The 19,894-nt window shown below is 52.6% G+C and carries 16 protein-coding genes; 8 read left to right on the top strand and 8 right to left on the bottom strand.

Features of this window, described 5'->3' with window-relative positions; genetic code table 11:
- Positions 1 to 78: 78 nt before the first annotated feature.
- From ompF to pncB, 3 genes are all read right to left on the bottom strand, one after another.
- Positions 79 to 1,161: a porin OmpF gene (ompF, locus tag B880_RS0121535; protein ID WP_017349537.1), complete on the bottom strand. Its 1,083-nt coding sequence runs from the start codon at positions 1,159 to 1,161 to the stop codon at positions 79 to 81.
- A gap of 300 nt (positions 1,162 to 1,461) precedes the next feature.
- Positions 1,462 to 2,862 carry an asparagine--tRNA ligase gene (gene asnS / locus B880_RS0121530; RefSeq protein ID WP_017349536.1) on the bottom strand — a complete coding sequence of 467 codons (1,401 nt, stop codon included), beginning with the start codon at positions 2,860 to 2,862 and terminating at the stop codon, positions 1,462 to 1,464.
- Positions 2,863 to 3,081: 219 nt separating this feature from the next.
- On the bottom strand, positions 3,082 to 4,284 hold the full coding sequence (gene pncB / locus B880_RS0121525; protein ID WP_192841092.1) for a nicotinate phosphoribosyltransferase: 1,203 nt from the start codon (positions 4,282 to 4,284) through the stop codon (positions 3,082 to 3,084).
- A gap of 240 nt (positions 4,285 to 4,524) precedes the next feature.
- On the opposite strand from pncB, the gene pepN reads away from it, so the two are divergent.
- The 6 genes from pepN (at position 4,525) to B880_RS0121495 (ending at position 12,351) form a co-directional block, all read left to right on the top strand.
- Positions 4,525 to 7,140 (top strand): aminopeptidase N, encoded by a 2,616-nt coding sequence (gene pepN / locus B880_RS0121520; protein WP_017349534.1) that lies wholly within the window; start codon positions 4,525 to 4,527, stop codon positions 7,138 to 7,140.
- Between the two features lie 387 nt (positions 7,141 to 7,527).
- Positions 7,528 to 8,550: a methionine ABC transporter ATP-binding protein gene (locus B880_RS0121515; RefSeq protein WP_017349533.1), complete on the top strand. Its 1,023-nt coding sequence runs from the start codon at positions 7,528 to 7,530 to the stop codon at positions 8,548 to 8,550.
- Positions 8,543 to 9,205, top strand: coding sequence for a methionine ABC transporter permease (locus tag B880_RS0121510; protein ID WP_017349532.1), 663 nt, complete (start codon positions 8,543 to 8,545; stop codon positions 9,203 to 9,205). The genes B880_RS0121515 and B880_RS0121510 overlap by 8 nt, the downstream gene beginning before the upstream one ends.
- Positions 9,206 to 9,216: 11 nt before the next feature.
- Positions 9,217 to 10,329: an o-succinylbenzoate synthase gene (gene menC, locus B880_RS0121505; protein WP_017349531.1), complete on the top strand. Its 1,113-nt coding sequence runs from the start codon at positions 9,217 to 9,219 to the stop codon at positions 10,327 to 10,329.
- Between the two features lie 70 nt (positions 10,330 to 10,399).
- A complete protein-coding gene (locus B880_RS0121500) occupies positions 10,400 to 11,224 on the top strand; it encodes a MetQ/NlpA family ABC transporter substrate-binding protein (RefSeq protein WP_017349530.1) in 825 nt (274 codons plus the stop codon).
- A gap of 173 nt (positions 11,225 to 11,397) precedes the next feature.
- Positions 11,398 to 12,351: a LysR family transcriptional regulator gene (locus B880_RS0121495; RefSeq protein ID WP_017349529.1), complete on the top strand. Its 954-nt coding sequence runs from the start codon at positions 11,398 to 11,400 to the stop codon at positions 12,349 to 12,351.
- A 17-nt stretch (positions 12,352 to 12,368) separates the two neighbouring features.
- Here the strand turns inward: B880_RS0121495 and ssuB are convergent, their stop codons facing one another.
- The 5 genes from ssuB to ssuE are packed head-to-tail and all read right to left on the bottom strand — an operon-like array spanning position 12,369 to position 16,644.
- Complete coding sequence (gene ssuB, locus B880_RS0121490) at positions 12,369 to 13,157, bottom strand: aliphatic sulfonates ABC transporter ATP-binding protein (protein WP_017349528.1); 789 nt, start codon at positions 13,155 to 13,157, stop codon at positions 12,369 to 12,371.
- Positions 13,154 to 13,945, bottom strand: coding sequence for an aliphatic sulfonate ABC transporter permease SsuC (gene ssuC, locus B880_RS0121485; protein WP_017349527.1), 792 nt, complete (start codon positions 13,943 to 13,945; stop codon positions 13,154 to 13,156). Before ssuC ends, ssuB begins: the two co-directional genes overlap by 4 nt.
- Positions 13,946 to 13,955: 10 nt before the next feature.
- On the bottom strand, positions 13,956 to 15,101 hold the full coding sequence (gene ssuD / locus B880_RS0121480; RefSeq protein WP_017349526.1) for an FMNH2-dependent alkanesulfonate monooxygenase: 1,146 nt from the start codon (positions 15,099 to 15,101) through the stop codon (positions 13,956 to 13,958).
- An 11-nt stretch (positions 15,102 to 15,112) separates the two neighbouring features.
- Complete coding sequence (locus B880_RS0121475) at positions 15,113 to 16,042, bottom strand: sulfonate ABC transporter substrate-binding protein (protein ID WP_237761037.1); 930 nt, start codon at positions 16,040 to 16,042, stop codon at positions 15,113 to 15,115.
- 50 nt (positions 16,043 to 16,092) lie between these two features.
- Positions 16,093 to 16,644, bottom strand: a complete 552-nt coding sequence (ssuE, locus tag B880_RS0121470) for an NADPH-dependent FMN reductase (protein WP_017349524.1) — start codon at positions 16,642 to 16,644, stop codon at positions 16,093 to 16,095.
- A gap of 717 nt (positions 16,645 to 17,361) precedes the next feature.
- Between ssuE and B880_RS0121465 the strand changes: the two genes are divergently transcribed.
- A complete protein-coding gene (locus B880_RS0121465) occupies positions 17,362 to 18,375 on the top strand; it encodes a glycosyltransferase family 2 protein (RefSeq protein WP_017349523.1) in 1,014 nt (337 codons plus the stop codon).
- Positions 18,376 to 18,423: 48 nt separating this feature from the next.
- Positions 18,424 to 19,734, top strand: coding sequence for a flippase (locus B880_RS0121460; RefSeq protein WP_017349522.1), 1,311 nt, complete (start codon positions 18,424 to 18,426; stop codon positions 19,732 to 19,734).
- Positions 19,735 to 19,894: the final 160 nt, after the last annotated feature.

Below are 19,894 nucleotides of genomic sequence, written 5' to 3'. Positions count from 1 at the left end.
GTAAAGCGGAAATTACGGAAGTGCAGGCAATAAAAAACGGGGCCGAAGCCCCGTTTACTGAAACGCTGAAACGTGGGATTAGAACTGGTAAACCAGACCTACGCCAACTACGTCATCAGTGTTCAGACCCAGTGGGTTGTTGTCATCCAGACGGTTGATTTTGTAATCAACGTAGGTAGACATGTTTTTGTTGAAGTAGTAGGTCGCACCGATGTCGATGTATTTGTACAGGTCAGCATCGCCAATGTTGGTGATTTTCTTGCCTTTAGACTGAACGTAGGCAATGGATGGACGCAGACCGAAATCGAACTGGTACTGAGCGACTAATTCAATAGTCTGTGCTTTGTTAGCAAAGCCATCCTGACCGGTCACATTGTTGTCAATGTAGGTTGCGCGGTAGGTTTCGCTATACAGCGCTGCCAGGTAGATGTTGTTCGCGTCATACTTCAGCGCGGTAGCCCACTGTCTTGCATCTTTGTTGCTGTCGCTGCCGTAGAAAGCATTTTTCTGTGCAACAGTACGGTTGCCCTGCGCATAGGCCGCTACGATGCCAACACCGATTGGTGAGGTGTATGAGCTTGACACGCCCCAGGTATCGCCGTTTGAACGACGGATGTCTGAACGGTCATTTTTGCCCTGATACTGAACCGCGAAGTCCCAGCCATCAACCAGGCCGAAGAAGTTCTTGTTACGGTAGGTTGCAACGCCGGTAGAACGGCCAACCAGGTAGTTATCTGAGTAACCGGAATCGCCACCGAACTCTGGCAGCATATCGGTCCAGCCGATTGCGTCATACACTACGCCGTAGTTACGGCCGTAATCGAATGAACCAGCATCAGCAAATTTCAGACCGGCGAAGCCCAGACGGGTTTTGTTACCCTCTTGTGCATCAGAACCTTCTGAGTTGTTAGCCTGGATGTTGTATTCCCACTGGCCGTAACCGGTCAGCTGATCGGTGATCTGAGTTTCACCCTTAAAGCCGAAGCGAACATAAGACTGGTCGCCATCGCTACCACTGTCTTTAGAAAAATAGTGCAGGCCGTCAACTTTACCGTACAGATCCAGTTTGTTGCCGTCTTTGTTATAGATTTCTGCCGCGTTTGCTGCACTTGCAGCTAACAGGGCAGGGATAACCACTGCAAGAATGTTGCGCTTCATCATTATTTATTACCCTCATTGGAGTTTATTTGGACTCCTGGTTTTGCTGGTGAATTCACTGTGTGGAACCCTTTCAGCAAACCGGTGTCTCGAGTGTCTGAACGCATCTTTCCATTGCGGGTAAATGAATTCTAGCGAGGAAATGCTACAAATCTCCAGAATTGGTTTCAAAAAGAAAAGTAGTGTATCAATTTGTAATCTTGAGGGAACTTTGTGAGTGAACTCAAAATTTACAAAAATAAAAAAAGACTGGCAGAGCCAGTCTTCTTATATATATGAATTTCTTATAATTAATGCAGAAAATTAGAAGCTCGCATTACGTGGCGTGCGTGGGAACGGGATAACATCCCTTACATTTTGTACGCCGGTGACATACGCGATCAAACGTTCGAACCCTAAGCCGAAGCCTGAATGTGGCACAGTGCCGTAACGGCGCAGGTCACGATACCACCAGTAATCTTCTTTATTCAGGCCCATCTCTTCCAGGCGTGCATCCAGCACATCCAGACGCTCTTCACGTTGTGAACCGCCAATGATCTCACCGATGCCCGGTGCCAGAACGTCCATCGCCGCAACGGTTTTGCCATCGTCGTTCAAACGCATATAGAACGCTTTGATGTCTTTTGGATAGTTTTTCACGACCACTGGCGCTTTGAAGTGCTTCTCAGCCAGGTAGCGTTCGTGCTCAGAAGAGAGGTCAATACCCCATGACACCGGGTTCTCGAACGTCTGACCAGACTGCAACAGGATCTCAACCGCATCGGTGTAATCAACCTGAGCAAAATCAGTGGAGACGAAACGCTCCAGACGCTCAATTGCTTCTTTATCAACGCGCTCGGCGAAGAATGCCATGTCATCAGCACGCTCTTCCAGAACGGCTTTAAACACATATTTCAGCATCGCTTCCGCTAACGCTGCAGCATCATTCAGATCGGCAAAGGCCACTTCTGGCTCCAGCATCCAGAATTCCGCCAGGTGACGGCTGGTGTTGGAGTTTTCTGCACGGAAAGTCGGGCCAAAGGTGTAAACTTTTGACAACGCACTGGCGTACGTTTCACCGTTCAACTGGCCTGAAACGGTCAGGAAGGCTTCTTTACCGAAGAAGTCTTTATCGAAATCGACTTTACCCTGGTCGTCACGCGGCAGGTTTTCCAGATCCAGCGTGGAAACGCGGAACATTTCGCCAGCACCTTCGGTATCCGAAGCGGTGATCAGCGGGGTAGAGACCCAGAAATAACCGTTCTCATGGAAGAAGCGGTGCAGCGCCTGAGCCAGCGTATGGCGCACGCGGGCCACCGCGCCGATCAGGTTGGTGCGTGGGCGCAGGTGAGCAACTTCACGCAGGTATTCAATGCTGTGACGTTTTGCCGCCATTGGGTAGGTATCGGGATCGTCTACCCAACCGGTAACTTCCACCTTGGTCGCCTGGAGTTCAAACGCCTGGCCCTGGCCTGGTGAAGCCACAACAGTACCGGTAATAATCACTGAGCAACCGGTAGTCAGACGCAGAACGTCATCCTGATAATTATTCAGAGAATTATTAACGACAGCCTGAACGGGATTAAAGCAGGAACCGTCATAAACGGCGATAAAGGAAAGACCGGCTTTGGAATCTCTTCGGGTACGCACCCAACCACGTACGGTGACTTCGCTGTCCACCGCGACACGGCCGTGCAGTACATCCGCTACAGGCACTACGCTCATAAAGTTCTCTCTATAAAAGATGTGAGTTTGAAAATATCCCCGCAAATGGGGTGTCGTTATGTTACTTGTGCAACCTCAGGAAACAAGCAAAATTGCTGTCCGGTAGCGCAAATTTTATTTGCGCCCGTGGCTTAGGACAATTTAGCACCTCCACTCCCGCGTGGAGTGAAGGTGACTGTGCCGCAAATCATCGCGGCAGATGGGAAGAATAGCGGGGAATTAACTGGCTTTTTTCACCAATGGCAGATCAAATGCTTTGCGCAGCGCACGGATAAACGCCGGATCGTGGCAAATGGTTTTGCCTGGGCTGTCGGAGAGTTTTGCCACTGGCTTGCCATTGCACTCGGTCAGCTTGATCACAATATTCAGCGGCGTAATGCCAGGAATGTCGCAGGTAAGACGCGTGCCGATACCAAAACTGACGTTGGTCCGTTGACCAAAACGACGGTACAGCAGCAACGCTTTGTCTAAATTGAGGCTATCAGAAAACACCAACGTTTTACTCAGCGGATCGATGCCCAGCGATTCATAATGCGCGAGGGCTTTCTCTCCCCATTGCTCAGGATCGCCAGAGTCATGGCGTAACCCCTGATAGCGCGAGGCAAACTCATAGCCGAAGTCACGCAGGAAGGCATCCATACTGATGCAGTCGGTCAGGGCGATGCCCAACTGGCTGTCATACTCATCTAACCAGGCCTGTAACGCGGCACGTTGGCTGTTTGCCAACACCGGACTGATTTGCTGATGCGCCTGGAACCATTCATGCGCCTGCGTACCCACCGGGGTGAGCTGCAAACGGCGGGCAAGGTCGTAATTACTGGTGCCAACAAACCACGGTTGTGTTTGCAGTTGGCGCACAATTGCCTCCTGCACCGGCTGGGAAAAGCGGCGGCGTGTGCCGAAATCCATCAGGCGGAAACGGCTGAGATCAACGTCAGCGGTCTGTTGGTGGAAGTCTGTAAGGCGTGCTTCGAGATGTGCCAGAGCCTGATCGACGCCAACCTCAGGGGAACGATGGCGATGTACGACTTCACTGATCAGTGCCAGTAGCGGGACTTCCCACATAATGACTTCACGCCACGGCCCGCTGATACGAATATCCAGTCGTCCAGCGCGATTATGCACCTTCACCTGTTGCGGGTTGTAGCGGAACTGGCGCAGCCAGTCGAGATAATCGGGGGTGAAGAAAGGCAGTGAGGCGAGCCAGAGCTGCTCTTCGGGCTGTAGCGCCAGCGATTGCATGGTATCAATCTGTGCGCGAATGGCATCGGCATAGCTGCCGAGCTGCTCATCACCCCGGCAGCGGAATTCCGCCGTGACGGTGACGTCATTGTAGCGGTGCAACACGGCTTGCTGCATATGCAGTTTATAAGCATCAGTATCAAGCAGTGATGTCAGAATCGGGGAAGTGTGTCCAGTCATGGTGCGTTTTCGCATCCTCTTCCTCGGTACAGGGCCCGGTGTAAAAAATAATAAGACGGAGGAGTATAAAACAGTTGTTTCAACCGATCACACCATATTTCAGGCCATCGGGTCGAGGTCATTTTGTGCCAGTGTTAAAAAAATGTAGCTAAAAAATACAATCCTGCATTGAGCATGGCAAGGGAAGGCTAACAGGCATAGACTTGTGCGGTATCCCTTTTTTTGATGCGAGAAGGACTTATGACGCAACAGCCGCAAATAAAATATCGCCACGACTACCGTGCACCTGACTACACCATCACTGATATCGATCTGACGTTTGATCTGGATGCGGAAAGCACCCAGGTCACGGCAGTCAGCCGCATTAAGCGCCTTGGCGATGCGCAGGCCGAACTGCGTCTGGATGGCGAAGCGCTGACGCTGCTGTCGCTGGAAGTCAACGGCACGCCGTGGACGGCTTACCACGAAGAAGAAGGCGCGCTGATCCTGCGCCAGCTTCCAGATACCTTCACCCTGAAGATCGTTAACCTGATCCACCCGGCGCAGAACACCGCGCTGGAAGGGCTGTATCAGTCAGGGGAAGCGCTGTGTACGCAGTGTGAAGCCGAAGGGTTCCGTCATATTACCTGGTATCTTGATCGCCCAGATGTGCTGGCGCGTTTTACCACCACGATTTTCGCCGATAAGGCGCGTTACCCTTATCTGCTCTCGAACGGCAACCGCATTGATGGCGGCGAACTGGAAGCCGGACGCCACTGGGTGAAGTGGGAAGATCCGTTCCCAAAACCTTGTTACCTGTTCGCGCTGGTTGCCGGTGAGTTCGACGTGCTGCGTGACAGCTTCAAAACCCGCTCAGGACGTGACGTGGCGCTGGAGATCTTTGTCGATCGTGGCAACCTCGACCGCGCTGACTGGGCGATGACGTCACTGAAAAACAGTATGAAGTGGGATGAGGAACGCTTTAACCTCGAATATGACCTCGACATCTTTATGATTGTCGCCGTCGACTTCTTCAACATGGGCGCGATGGAGAATAAAGGCCTCAACGTCTTTAACTCTAAATTCGTGCTGGCGAAAGCGGAAACCGCCACAGACAAAGACTACCTCGGCATCGAGGCGGTGATTGGTCACGAATATTTCCACAACTGGACCGGCAACCGCGTCACCTGCCGTGACTGGTTCCAGCTCAGCCTGAAAGAGGGGCTGACGGTGTTCCGCGATCAGGAGTTCAGTTCCGATTTGGGCTCACGCGCCGTCAACCGTATCGACAATGTGCGCATTATGCGTGGTGCACAGTTCGCCGAAGATGCCAGCCCAATGGCGCACCCGATCCGCCCGGATCAGGTGATTGAGATGAACAACTTCTACACCCTGACCGTGTATGAGAAGGGATCGGAAGTGATCCGCATGATGCACACGCTGCTGGGTGAGAACAACTTCCAGAAAGGGATCGCGCTCTATTTCGAACGCCATGATGGCAGTGCTGCAACCTGCGATGACTTCGTGCAGGCGATGGAAGATGCGTCCAACGTCGACCTCTCGCAGTTCCGTCGCTGGTATAGCCAGTCCGGTACGCCAGTGCTGACGATTCGCGATGACTACAACCCCGAACTGGAGCAGTACACGCTGCATGTGGCGCAGCACACGCCAGCCACGGCAGATCAAAAAGAGAAACTGCCGCTGCACATTCCTCTGGATATCGAACTGTACGATCAAGAAGGCAATGTCATCCCGTTGCAGCACAATGGTCATCCGGTGCATTCGGTGCTTAACGTCACGGAAAACGTGCAGACCTTTATCTTCGATAACGTCTATTTCCAGCCGGTTCCCTCGCTGCTGCGTGAATTTTCGGCACCGGTAAAACTGGAATATAAATGGAGCGATGCGCAACTGACCTTCCTGATGCGCCACGCCCGTAACGATTTCGCCCGTTGGGATGCAGCACAAAGCCTGTTGGCGACCCACATCCGCCTCAACGTCGCGCGCTATCAGCAAGGACAACCGCTGTCTCTGCCGCTGCATGTGGCTGATGCTTTCCGTGCGGTGCTGTTGGATGAACAGTTAGATCCGGCGCTGATTGCGCTGATTCTGACGCTGCCTTCTGAGAACGAAATTGCCGAGCTGTTTGAGGTGATCGATCCTGAAGCCAACGCTGCCGTTCGCGATGCGTTGTTGCGCACCCTGGCGAAGGAGTTGCAGGATGAAGTGTTAGCGGTTTATCACGCTCATAAAGTTAACGAGTACCGCATTGAACATGCGGATATCGGTAAACGCGCACTGAAAAATATCTGTCTGACCTATCTTGCCTTTGGTGATACGGTGCAGGCCAATGCGCTGGTTGAGAAGCAGTATTATCAGGCGAACAACATGACCGATGCGTTGGCCGCCCTTACCGCCGCAGTGGCTGCACAGTTGCCGTCTCATCAGGCTCTGCTGGCGCACTACGATGAGCGTTGGCATCAGGATGGTCTGGTGATGGATAAGTGGTTTGTCTTGCAGGCCACCAGTCCGGCAGAAGACGTGCTGACCAAAGTGCGTGAGTTGTTGCATCACCGCTCCTTTACTCTGACCAACCCGAACCGTATCCGTGCGCTGATTGGTGCCTTTGTGTCGGCCAACCCGGCGGCATTCCATGCCAAAGATGGCAGCGGTTATGCGTTCCTGGTCGAGATGTTGACCGATCTAAACACCCGTAACCCGCAGGTGGCGGCGCGTATGATTGAGCCGCTGATCCGTCTGAAACGTTACAGCAGCCAGCGTCAGGCGCAAATGCGTGCCGCGCTGGAAAAACTCCAGGGACTGGATAAGCTCTCAGGCGATCTGTTTGAGAAGATTAGCAAGGCGCTGAAAGCCTGATCGTAAAACGTTATTCCGCACAAGGCACCCACAACGGGTGCCTTTTTAGTTTAACGCCCGATTAAATCGCTTTCTCCCGATTATTTATTCGCGCTATCTCACCCTTCATTTTATTAAATCACTGGCCTTTATTTTCACGGCAACGCTGTGGCGATTTTCGTCCTGAATCGCGTCTGCCTTATGGAAAAGCGAAACCTCCATTGCTTTTTTGATGATTGCGCGCCGATCAGGTTGTGATAGCTTGACCTGCCGCCGCAGTCAGCGCGTGGTAATAAAAAAAGAGATAACTAAAGTTCTTTTGGTTATAAGCCAATACAGGAAGGTAATTCTTTTGCATTTTATTTTTCAGGGCTTTAAATACGCATTGAGTCAGGGGATATACAGGTAATGATCCGGTTAGAAAATATAAATGTAGACTTTCCTGCTGGAAAGGCCGGACAGGTTAAAGCGGTAAACAATGTGACGTTGAACATTGCCGCAGGTGAAGTATTCGGCATTATCGGCACCAGTGGGGCGGGTAAGAGTACGCTGCTGCGCACCATTAATCTGTTACAGCGTCCCACAAGCGGGGAGGTTTATATCGGTGATACGCTGATCAGTCGTGCAACAGGGCGCGAGTTACGCCAGCACCGCCAGCGTATTGGCATGATCTTCCAGCATTTCAATCTGATGAACACGCGCACCGTGTATGACAACATCGCTTTCAGCCTGCGTGCTGCGGGAAAAAGCAGTGCAGAGATTGCGCAGCGTGTTCCTGAAATCATGCAGTTGGTCGGTCTGGAAGATAAAGGCAAGTCCTTTCCCGCTCAGCTCAGTGGCGGGCAGAAACAGCGTGTCGGTATTGCACGGGCCATCGCTAATCATCCTGATGTGTTGTTATGTGATGAACCCACCTCTGCATTGGATCTGGAAACCTCGGCGTCGATTCTGGCGCTGTTAAAAGACATTAATAAAAAGCTCGGCATCACCATGGTATTGATCTCCCATGAGATGAACGTCATTAAAAGTGTCTGCCATCGTATGGCGGTAATGACCGGCGGGGTCATTGTGGAAGAGGGCGATGTGTTTGACGTTTTCGCCGAACCACAACATGCATTTACGCGCCAACTGGTCAGCCACGTAAATAAAATTGATCTCCCGGAACGGTTTTACCAACAAACGCAAGGACGTCTGATAAAAATTCGCTTTGCCGACAGTTCTGTGGAAAATCCGCTGATTTCTGAAGCCGCACAGCGCTATAACGTGGCGATTAACATCCTGAACGGCAATATCGAATACATTAATGACCGCGCACTGGGCCATATTATCGCCCTCGTGTGTGCTAAAACGCCTGAAAGTCAGCCCGATGTGGCGAATGCCATTCATTTTTTACAGCAGCACTCTTTCGGCGTGGAGATGATTGATGAGTGATTTATTAAACGATCTCTACACCGCCTTTGGTGAAACCTTCACCATGGTCTCCATTTCAGCCTTGTGTGCGGTGCTGCTGGGCCTGCCGCTTGGGGTCGCGATTTATGTTACGGACCGCCATCTGTTCTGGCAGAACCGGGTACTGAATCTGATCTCTACGGTGCTGGTCAACGTGATCCGTTCAGTGCCGTTTGTCATTCTGCTGGTGCTGCTATTGCCGTTAACCCAGTGGCTGTTAGGTAATACCATCGGCCCGGTTGCGGCCTCCGTGCCTATGTCAGTTGCGGCGATTGCTTTTTATGCCCGTATGGCGGATGCCGCGCTGCGTGAAGTTGACAGCGGCATTGTTGAAGCTGCGGAAGCTTTTGGTGCCAGCCCACTGCGGATTATTTTCACCGTGCTGTTACCAGAAGCGCTGGCGGGACTGCTGCGCGGCCTGACGATTACCCTGGTGAGCCTGATTGGCTATTCCGCGATGGCAGGCATTGTCGGCGGTGGCGGCGTAGGTGACCTGGCCATTCGCTTCGGTTACTACCGTTATGAAACCAATGTGATGGTGGTAACTGTCTGTGCGCTTGTGGTGTTGGTGCAGGTGGTTCAAATGGCCGGTGACTGGCTGGCAAAACGCGCGGACAAACGCGAGAGACGTTCATAAGAGGCTGAGTGATGAAAATCGACAAAATTGTACTGCGTAAGATGAAAATGGCGTTGAAAACGCCGTTTACCACCAGCTTCGCCACCCAGACAGAGAAGCATTTCAGTGTGGTGGAAGTCCATGCTGGCGGCGTGGTCGGCTATGGTGACTGTTCCGCGATTTCCCTGCCGTTCTACAACGAAGAGACCAACGTCACGGCTTGGCACATTATGCGGGATTTCCTGATCCCGATGCTCAAACAAGCCGGGGAAATTACCCATCCTTCACAGGCTCGGGAGATCTTTGCGCCGGTAAAACGCAATAACTGCGCGAAGGCCGCGATTGAAGGCGGTCTGTGGGATGCCTGGGCAAAACAGCAGGGCATTTCGCTGGCAAAAGCGATTGGTGGTGAGCGCACGCGTGTGGAGGCCGGCGTCAGTATCGGTATTCAGTCCACGCCCGACAAACTGATTGAAGTGGTTGATGGCTATCTGAACGAAGGTTACAAACGCATCAAGATTAAAATCAAGCCAGGTTACGATTTCAACTATGTACAGGCGCTGCGCCAGACCTTTGGGGATATCACGTTGATGGTGGATGCCAACTCGGCCTACACCCTGGATGACATCGATCTGTTTAAACGCATGGATCAGTTTGGTCTGCTGATGATTGAGCAGCCGTTGGCGCATGACGACATTATCGATCACCGTAAATTACAGGCGGCGATTGCTACTCCGATCTGTCTGGATGAGAGCATTGCCTCGGCAGAAGATGCGCGTAAAGCGCTGGAGTTAGGCAGTGGAAAAATCATCAACATTAAAGTGGCGCGCGTAGGTGGCATCACCGAAGTGAAAATGATCCACGATCTCTGCCAGCAGCAAGGTGTGCCGGTGTGGTGTGGCGGCATGCTGGATACCGCGGTAGGCAAAGCCCACAATATTGCGATTGCTTCACTGCCAAACTTTGTCTTCGCCCACGATATCCCGCCTTCTTCACGTTACTGGCATGAAGACTTCATGCTGCCGCAGGTTGAAATGGATCGTGACAGTTGCGTAGCCGTACCAGAAGCGCCAGGCATTGGTTTTGCCATTAACCCACGTTTGTATCAGGAATATTGCTACGGCGAAGAGTCGTTCAGTTTTTAAGGCGGCTCACCCCCGCCGATGCGTCAACACCGGGAAAGTTGTTTAAAATTAAAAATTACAGGATAGAGACATGTTGCTGAAAAAATTGTTGCCACTGCTGCTGCTGCCCGTGCTGGGTATGGCGCAGGCCCATGCTGCGGATGCGGCGCACACGATCACCATCGGGGTGTCCCCAGGTCCGTATGGCGATATGGTGAAACATGCGATTGCACCGCAGATGGAAAAGAAAGGCTATGAAGTGAAAGTGCGTGAGTTCAGCGACTATATTCAGCCGAACCTGGCGCTGGCGAACAAGAGTATTGATGCCAATCTGTTCCAGAACCGCCGCTATCTGAACCGTTTCAGTGCCGATAAAGGGCTGAAGCTGGCGGAAGTGATTACTGTGCCGACCGCCAGCATGGGCTTTTATTCCAATAAAATTCACTCGCTGAGCGAGCTGAAAAAAGGCGACATCGTAACGTTACCTAACGATCCCTCTAACCTGTCTCGCTCTCTCGACTTCTTACAGAAGTATGGGGTGATCAAGGTGAATCCGGACGTGGCGGTGACCAAAGCTTCTCTGAAAGATATTACTGAGAACCCGCACGGCGTGGTGTTTAAGCCACTGGAAGCGGCACAGTTACCGCGTGCAATGGGCGGTGTAACGGGCTCGCTGATCAACGCTAACTTTGCCCTGAGTGCCGGTATGAAACTGTCTGATGCGATCCAGCTGGATGTACTGCCAGAAGACATCAAAAACATGATTGTGGTGCGTGCGGAAGATATTAATAAGCCTTTTGCCCAGGATCTGAAAGCCGCCGTGGAATCGCCGGAATTTGAAGCGCTGTTTGATGCTCCAGACAGTGAATTTGCTTCATTCCAGAAGCCTGAGTGGATGAAGGCCCGCCATAAATAACCATGAAAGGCTGCTTCGGCAGCCTGTTTCACTGCTATTGTTATTTTCCGCACTTACTTATAACAATAAAGCATTTAAATTCGATATTACACGTCTAAAAATTATAATGTTTGCAATCCGCCAGTGCTTTTCATATAACCCCTAATCCGTTTTTTTCTCAGGATTCAGGTGCCATGCTCAGTACCGATATGCGCTATTTTCTCGCCGTTGCGGATGCCGGTTCGTTAAGTGGTGCCAGCCAGTCGCTGTTTGTTGCCGTTTCGGCCATCAGTCGGCAGATTCATCGCCTTGAAGAGCGTATTGGCGTGCCGCTGTTTGAAAGACACGCACGTGGCATGACGCTGAATGAAGCCGGGCGCATGCTGGAGCGTCAGGTGCGAAAAAGCGTGATGGATATGGATCTTCTGATGGCGGAGATCGTCGGTAGCAACACGCAGAAGCAAACGGTGATCCACATTGCCTGCACCGAGGGGATGTCATTTGATACCTTGCCCACGCTACTGGCGCGTTTTCAGCAACAGCAGCCACACATTGCGTTTCAGCTGCACGTCGGAACGGGTCAGCAGGTTTCACAGTGGGTCCGGTTAGGCAAAGTGGATGTGGCACTACAGTTTTCTATGGCACCGGAAGCCGGTGTTGAAGTCCTGCTTTCTCTGCCTGCCCCGTTGCTGATGCTGATGTCTCACCAGCATAGCGCTCTGGGAACTTCACTGGGGCCACAGCAGCTCACGGCTTTCCCGTTGGCATTACCCGGTACCGGCACCACGTTACGCCAGCTGTTCGATCTCTCATGTCGGATGGAAGGGGTATTCCCGGAACCGCTGCTCAGTTGCGATAATTTTACCAGCCTCTATCACTATATTCTCACCATGCCGGAGTCGATGGCCGCCTGCAGTTTTTATTCGGTGATGTATAAGTTGCAGCATGCGCCTATTGCACTGAAAGCGCTGGAAGCCAGGATGCCCGCCGAGCGTTTTCTCCAGATTCAGCAGCAGGAGAATCGCCAGCCGAGTGCCGATGTGGTCGGGTTTATCCGTTTTATGATTGGGCAATTCCGTCAGCAACAGATTTTCTATGAGCAGCACAGCATTGCGGGTGAATTGAGGGGACAAGCCTCAGCGGAGTGAGGCTTGTGGTCGTGAAATTAGCGCTGCTGGGCGAATCGTACCGGCTGATCGCTGCCGTTACGGCGCATGACACGATCCAGCACTTGTTGCTCCAGTTCCGCCAGTCGTACCGATCCTTTACGCCGTGGGCGCGGGAGATCAACCGTGAGATCGAGGCCGATCTGGCCCTCTTCAATCAGCAGCACGCGATCCGCCATTGCCACTGCTTCGCTGACGTCATGGGTGACCAGCAATACCGTAAAGTTATGCTGTTGCCACAGCGATTCAATCAACCCTTGCATCTCAATGCGTGTCAGGGCATCCAGAGCGCCGAGTGGCTCATCGAGCAGCAGCAGGCCAGGGCGATGAATCAGGGCGCGGGCCAGCGCAACGCGTTGCTTCTGTCCGCCTGACAGCGCCGCAGGCCAGTCATTGGCACGTTCTGCCAGTCCAACGGCTTCCAGTGCTTTAAGGGCATCACTGCGCCACTCGCGGCCTTTCAGTCCGAGACCCACGTTATCAATTACTCGCTTCCACGGCAGCAGTCGTGCGTCCTGGAACATCAGACGGGTATCTTCCTGCGCGGATTTCAGCGGGGCATTCCCCGCCAGCAGCTCGCCTTGTGACGCCTGTTCCAGACCAGCCAGCAGACGCAACAGGGTGCTCTTGCCGCATCCGCTGCGCCCCACGACCGCGACAAACTGCCCGGCGGGAATATGTAAATCAATCCCGTTTAGAATCGTGCGGTCGCCATACTGCTTACTGACGCCATTAACACCAACGGGTAAACCGCTGTTCAGGCGTGACGGAGATGGACTCAGGCTCATGCGTTAGCCTCCTTGAGTTGATACGCCGGATGCCAGCGCAGCCAGACGCGTTCCAGCAGTTGGGCCGCGACATCGGCCAGTTTACCCAGCAGGGCGTAGAGAATAATGGCGACCACGACGACATCGGTTTGCAGGAATTCACGTGCGTTCATCGCCAGGTAGCCAATCCCTGAGTTCGCTGAAATCGTCTCAGCCACAATCAACGTCAGCCACATCAGACCAAGGGCAAAGCGGACCCCCACCATAATTGAGGGCAGGGCGCCTGGCAGAATCACCTGACTAAACAGGCTCCAGCCCGAGAGACCATAGCTGCGCGCCATCTCCACCAGGCCACGATCAATATTGCGAATACCGTGGTAGGTGTTGAGATAAATCGGGAACAGCGTACCCAGCGCCACGAGGAAGATTTTGGCGGATTCGTCGATGCCAAACCACAGGATCACCAACGGGATCAGCGCCAGATGCGGCACATTGCGCAGCATCTGAATCGAGGTATCCAGCAGACGCTCGCCGAGACGCGATGTGCCGGTAATCAGGCCCAGTACCAGGCCGATAGATCCTCCAATGGCAAACCCAAGCAGCGCACGCCAGGTGCTGATCACCAGGTCTTGCCACAGCTCACCGCTTTCTGTCAGTCGCCAGCCGCTGAGAAGAATATTTTCCGGTGATGGCAGGATGCGCGTAGAGAGCAGCCCAACCTGAGAGGCAATTTGCCACACCACCAGAATGCCAACGGGCAGCACCCACGGCACCAGTTGATTAAGCAGTTTGCTGGATGTTTTTGCCATGATGATTTCCTTAGCTCTGCGAGACTTTCTGTGGCGCAAAATCATGCGCAACGTGTTCGCCGTGAGCCTGGGTGATACGCACTGGCGGCACTTCCGGAATTTTCAGGTCAAGGTGTGGGAACAGCAGTTCACCCACGCGATAGGCCTCTTCCAGGTGCGGATAGCCAGAAAGAATAAAGGTTTCGATCCCCAGATCCGCATACTCTTTGATGCGTACGGCCACGGTTGGGCCATCACCCACCAGTGCCGTACCGGCACCACCACGGACCAGACCGACGCCAGCCCACAGGTTCGGGCTGATTTCCAGCTTGTCTCGCTGGCCACCGTGCAGGGCTTGCATGCGGTGCTGGCCGACGGAGTCGGTTTTTGCCAGAGCTGCCTGCGCTTTCGCGATAGTGGCATCATCCAGGTGAGAGATCAGGCGCTCTGCTGCCTGCCAGGCTTCGGCATTGGTTTCACGCACAATGACGTGCAGACGGATACCAAAGCGGACTTTGCGCCCCTGAGCAGCGGCTTTAGCGCGTACCTGGTCCAGTTTTTCTTTGACCTGTGCCGGTGGCTCACCCCAGGTCAGGTAGACATCAACCTGTTCTGCGGCCAGATCTTGTGCTGGCTCAGAGGAGCCGCCAAACCAGAGTGGTGGACGCGGTTGCTGTACCGGTTTAAACATCAGGCGCGCACCGCGCACGTTGACGTGCTTCCCTTCATAATCCACCGTTTCGCCTTCCAGCACGCGACGCCAGACGCGGGTAAACTCTGCCGATTCATCATAGCGCTCTTTGTGGTCGAGGAAGACACCATCACCGGCTAACTCTTCTGCATCACCCCCGGTGACCAGGTTGAACAGCGCACGGCCATTCGACAGGCGATCAAGCGTTGCCGCCTGACGTGCCGCCTGCGTCGGGGAGATCACACCAGGACGTAACGCAACCAGGAAGCGCAGGCGCTGGGTGACGGGAATCAGTGAGGCCGCAACCAGCCAGGCATCTTCGCAGGAGCGGCCAGTGGGGATCAGTACGCCACCAAAACCGAGGCGGTCGGCGGCCTGAGCAACCTGTTGCAAATAGGCGTGGTCAATCGGACGTGCGCCCTGGCTGGTGCCGAGGTAGTGTCCATCACCGTGGGTAGGCAGGAACCAGAATACGGATACGCTCATGGTAAAACTCCTTACTGACTGATCGTTTGCGGATGCCAGATGCGGTCGCGGATCGACACTTTCACTGGTATCAGATGATTGGCATAAAACAGGTCGGCAGTTGCCTGTTGTTTAGCTGCGGTCTGCTCATCCACCAGCGTGATGGTTGAGGCAGGACGATGATCGAGATAACTGGCCAGAACCGGTTTTGGCAGACCCATGGCTGCGGCCAGTAGCGTGATGCTCTGTTCGCGGTCGGTACGGGTCAGGGCATCAGCGGCGGTAAAGGTTTTCAATACCTGTTGGATAAACTCGCCGTTGGCCTCGGTAAACTTACGCGTAGCCAGGTAGAACGAACCGGTCTGATTCAGTTTGCTGCCATCGGTTAACACGCGAGCATGGCCTTGCTGCAATGCAGCAGAGTAGTACGGGTCCCAAATGGCCCAGGCATCGACGTCACCCTGTTGAAACGCCGCACGGGCATCCGCTGGGGTCAGGTAAACCGGCTTAACATCGTTGAGCGAGAGTCCTGCCAGTTGCAGGGCACGCAGCAGTAAATTGTTGGAGCTGGAGCCTTTCTGGAAGGCGACTTTTTTCCCTTTCAGGTCAGCCACGGTTTTTATCGGGCTGTTATCGGCGACCAGGATAACTTCGGCCTGTGGATGGGGCGGTTCAAGACCGACATAGAGCAAATCTGCACCCGCAGCCTGAGCAAACAGCGGCGGCAGGTCGCCGGTGCTGCCGAAATCAATGCTGCCTACGTTCAGCGCTTCCAGCATTTGTGGACCAGCAGGGAATTCAATCCACTGAATCTGGGTGTGGGGGAAACGGGTTTCCAGCATATGGTGAGCTTTAGCCAACACCATACTGACGGAACCTTTCTGATAGCCAATACGAAACGATGTCGGGGCGGTGTCCGCAGCCTGGATGCTGAGGCTGCTTAGCATCAGTAACGCCATCATCCATCTGGCCCAGCTTGCATAGGTCCTTTTCATGATCTTGTCTCTGTCCTTTATATAGCTTGTGCAACAGGGTGGCGATGGCGGGTTAATGCCAGCCAGAAATTGGTGACGGATTCGTCCAGTCGTTGGGTTAACTGCGCATCAAACTCAGCCTGGCGGTCGTAATGTGTGACCTGATGCTCCTCGGCAAACACGCCATGTAAAATTTCCTGCGCTTTTAGGGCGTTTAGCACCGGCTTAAGGGCGTAATCTAACGCCAGCATGTGGCCTGCGCTGCCACCACTGGCAATCGGTAGTACTACCTTATGTTCCAGCGCACGTTCTGGTAGCAGATCGAGTAGCGTTTTCAGCGCCCCAGAGAACGACGCTTTATAAATAGGTGTAGCAACAATGACGCCGTCGGCTTCTGCCAGGTCATCCCGCAGTGCCTGTAAGGCCGGGGCATCAAACCGTGCATTAATCAGGTCGTCCGGCTGGAAGTTATGGATGTTCCAGGGAATCACTTCGACGCCGCGTGTTTCCAGTGCGCGCTGGCAGTGAATAAGCAGTGCCGTTGAGCGCGAAGGGAAGCGCGGACTTCCGGCAAGCGTAATAACCCGCATGGCGACTCCTTATAACCGAAAGTTATTAATTTTCTAAGGTTGAGAACTTATGTGCTAATCCTGACAGACCCTGTGGCTTGGCTTAAATGATTTATGTGGCATAGATATGCGCAAAACCGCATATGCGTTTTGGTGTATTAAGGCAGGGGAGAAACGGCTGCGAATAGTCTTAAATCGTATCAACAGTACAGCCCTGTATCTATCACGGATGGTTATCAAATGACGTCGTGACAAATCATTTCTGCCACAGTGATGTTCAGCAGTCTGGCGGTGTGTAACTTATTATTGTTGAGATGTAATACTTTCTCCTGATGGTTACAGTTGCGATAAAAGCCGTTATCAATCAAATGGACGATTGTAAGTGCGTCTGTTTTTTTACAGAATATTCCTACGCATACTTTAATTTAAATCATTAGCTGGAAATGAACTCCGCGACTTAATTCATAACCAAACATATTCTGTTTCCATTGCAGACGGTTACTTTCCGACACACTCAAGATATTCCGTTTAAATGTCGTTTAATATTGGTAAGAGTATTGATTAGACTGGGTGATGTTTTCCTGGTACAGGTCATCTCACCGTTGTTAATGAATGCTACAACTCTGCACAGGGATGTGGTTAAGATAAAAATGATGTTTATTCTCGCTTTTGATTTTGCTCCTTGTTTATTAATGGTCCTGTTTTAGGTTTCTGTTTTATTTTATGGCAGGGGAAGTTATGTCTGAATATCTGTTGTCCGTGATTGTGCCAACCTACAATGTTGAGCGTTATGTGCAGGCGTGTATTGATTCATTACTCGATCAACTCAGCGGTAAATTCGAAATTATCATTATTAATGACAGTTCAACGGATGACACCTTGAGGGTGTTAGAACGTTTTTACCGTGGGGTGCCGCAGGTCCGTATCGAAACGGTGGTTAATGGTGGGGCTGGGCTAGCACGCGATCGTGGCGTGGCATTGGCGCGGGGCGAGTTTCTGTTTTTCTGCGACCCCGATGATATCGTGGCTGGCGATATTACGGCTGAACTGGCAGAGGTGCTGCGCGCGCAGCCAGAGACCGAGCTGTTCTGTTTCAGTTCGCAGATGTTTGCTGAAGAGAATCGGGCGGATGTGCGTCCCAAGGTGCGCCACACGCTTTTGGGCGCGTCAAGGGGTATCGAGGTGTTATCTTCTTTACTGCGCAACGGCAGTTATACCTCGGCGGCATGGAATTATGCCGTGAAGCGTAGCCTGGTCATGCGTCATCATCTGCGTTTTGAAAAACGACAGCACGAAGATCATCTGTTTAGTCTCGGCGTCTTTTTACATAGCCAACAGAGTTGGGTCAGCCGTCAGGTTTATTATCACCAGCGTATCAGAAGCGGTTCGCTGACAAATAGTCATAAGGGGAATGATTATTTTTACCAGCGATACGATGCCTTTATGCATAGCTGGCACAAAATGGTGACCACAGTAGATAAAAGTGCGCTCAGTCTTCGCGTGCGGCGGGAGTATCTTTTACACTCATTCCGCCTAATGATTTATCTTTCGCTATATAACGGCACGGCGGTGCCAAAATATGTGCTGGACGCCATTCGTTTTCTTGGGCGGGAAATACGGCCAGTAAATTTTAAAGAGTGGTTGCTGCTTAAAAGTCCTGAAGTGTTTGTCCGTTTTCAGCAATACAAAGTCGGGCGTGAAGTGAAGAGTAAGCACAATTCTGAAAAGGCGGCGCGTTCATTGTCGTTGTAACAGAGACGTGCGAAGGTAAAATAATATCAGCATCTGGATTGTGGTGTTATGGCAAAAGTTCTCGATAAAGCATTGGTTATAAATATATTGTCACTGTTGGCCTATCGCGGTGCGTCGTTTCTCTTTCCTTTAGCCACGTTGCCTTATCTGGCGCGTACGCTTGGCGTTGAGCATATGGGGGTGTTGGCGTTAGCCCTGGCGTGTGTGCTGTATTGCAGCACCATTTCTGACTGGGGCTTTAACGTCTACACCACCAAAGATATTGCTCATCACCGTGAAGATAAGCCACGAGTCACGCAGATTTTCTGGTCTACTTTTAATGCCAAGCTGTTGTTAATGTTAGTGACCAGCGGGTCGGTGTTGGCGGCCACCTGGTTTAACCCCGCGTGGCACGGGTTGTTCTGGATTATTCTGGCGAACTGTACCGCGTTACTGGGTTCGCTGTTTTCCTTCGGCTGGCTGATGCAGGGCTATGAGAAATTAGGTAAGACGGCGATGATTTCGACCTTCGGCAACTTTTGCGCGATCCCGCTGACGTTTCTGTTGGTGAAGTCTCCCGAAGATACCTGGCTGGCTGCATTGATTCCAGGCCTGGTTTCCCTGATCAGTTCCGCGATCACGTTGAAGTACGTGTTGGAGATGAAGGTGGTAGGGCGTTATCGTCTGGAACCGCGCGAGATTTGGCAGCGTCTGACGGACAGTGTGGATGTGTTTGTGGCGATTGCCGGTGCGAACCTGTTCAACAGTGTTAACGTGCTGCTGCTCGCGACGTTTACTTCCAGCTATATGACCGGTATCTATAACGGTGCCGATCGGTTGCGTAAAGCGGCCAACTCGGTGCCAGAGCAGATCGGCAGTGCGTTTTTCCCGCGCGTGAGTTTTCTTTTTTCCCGTGACAAAGCGGCGGCGATTGCGGCTACACGTAAGAGCCTGCTGTTCTCTTTTCTGCTTAGCCTGGGGATTGTGATTTTCACCTTTTTCTTCGCTGATGACGTGGTGCGTCTTTTACTCGGCCCGGCATTTTTACCTTCTGCCGATGTGCTGCGCGTGTTTGTGCTCTGTTTCCTGTTTGGCAATATTGCCTATCCCGCGGGGTTGCAGATTCTGATCCCTCATGGCCTACGCCGCGAGCGGATGTTTACCATGCTGGGTGCGGGCCTGATTAATATTCCGATCTGTAGTGTGCTGGCGTGGAAATACGGTGCCATCGGGGCTGCCTGGTCGATGGTGATTGCTGAGTTACTGGTCTGCATCGGTATTTTCAGCATTATGGCGCGCCACGGGATTTTACGTGAGTACCTGCGGCGGCCAGAGACGAGTACGGTGAGACGTTCTGAAGAAGGCATAGAGAGTCGTTGAGGGCTTGGGTGACTGCTGGAAAGTCGCGGTGGGCTTGGTTGACAGGTCAGACGGTGTGCAGGAAAGCTGCTGTGGGCTTGGTTGGTAGGTCAGACGGTGTGCAGGAAAGCTGCTGAGGGTTCGGGTGGCTGGTCAGGAGATGTGCAGGAAAGCTGCTGTG

The organism is Pantoea sp. A4 (assembly GCF_000295955.2).
GTDB classification, from domain to species: Bacteria; Pseudomonadota; Gammaproteobacteria; order Enterobacterales; family Enterobacteriaceae; genus Pantoea; species Pantoea multigeneris.
This window is presented reverse-complemented; position numbering and strand designations above follow the sequence as displayed.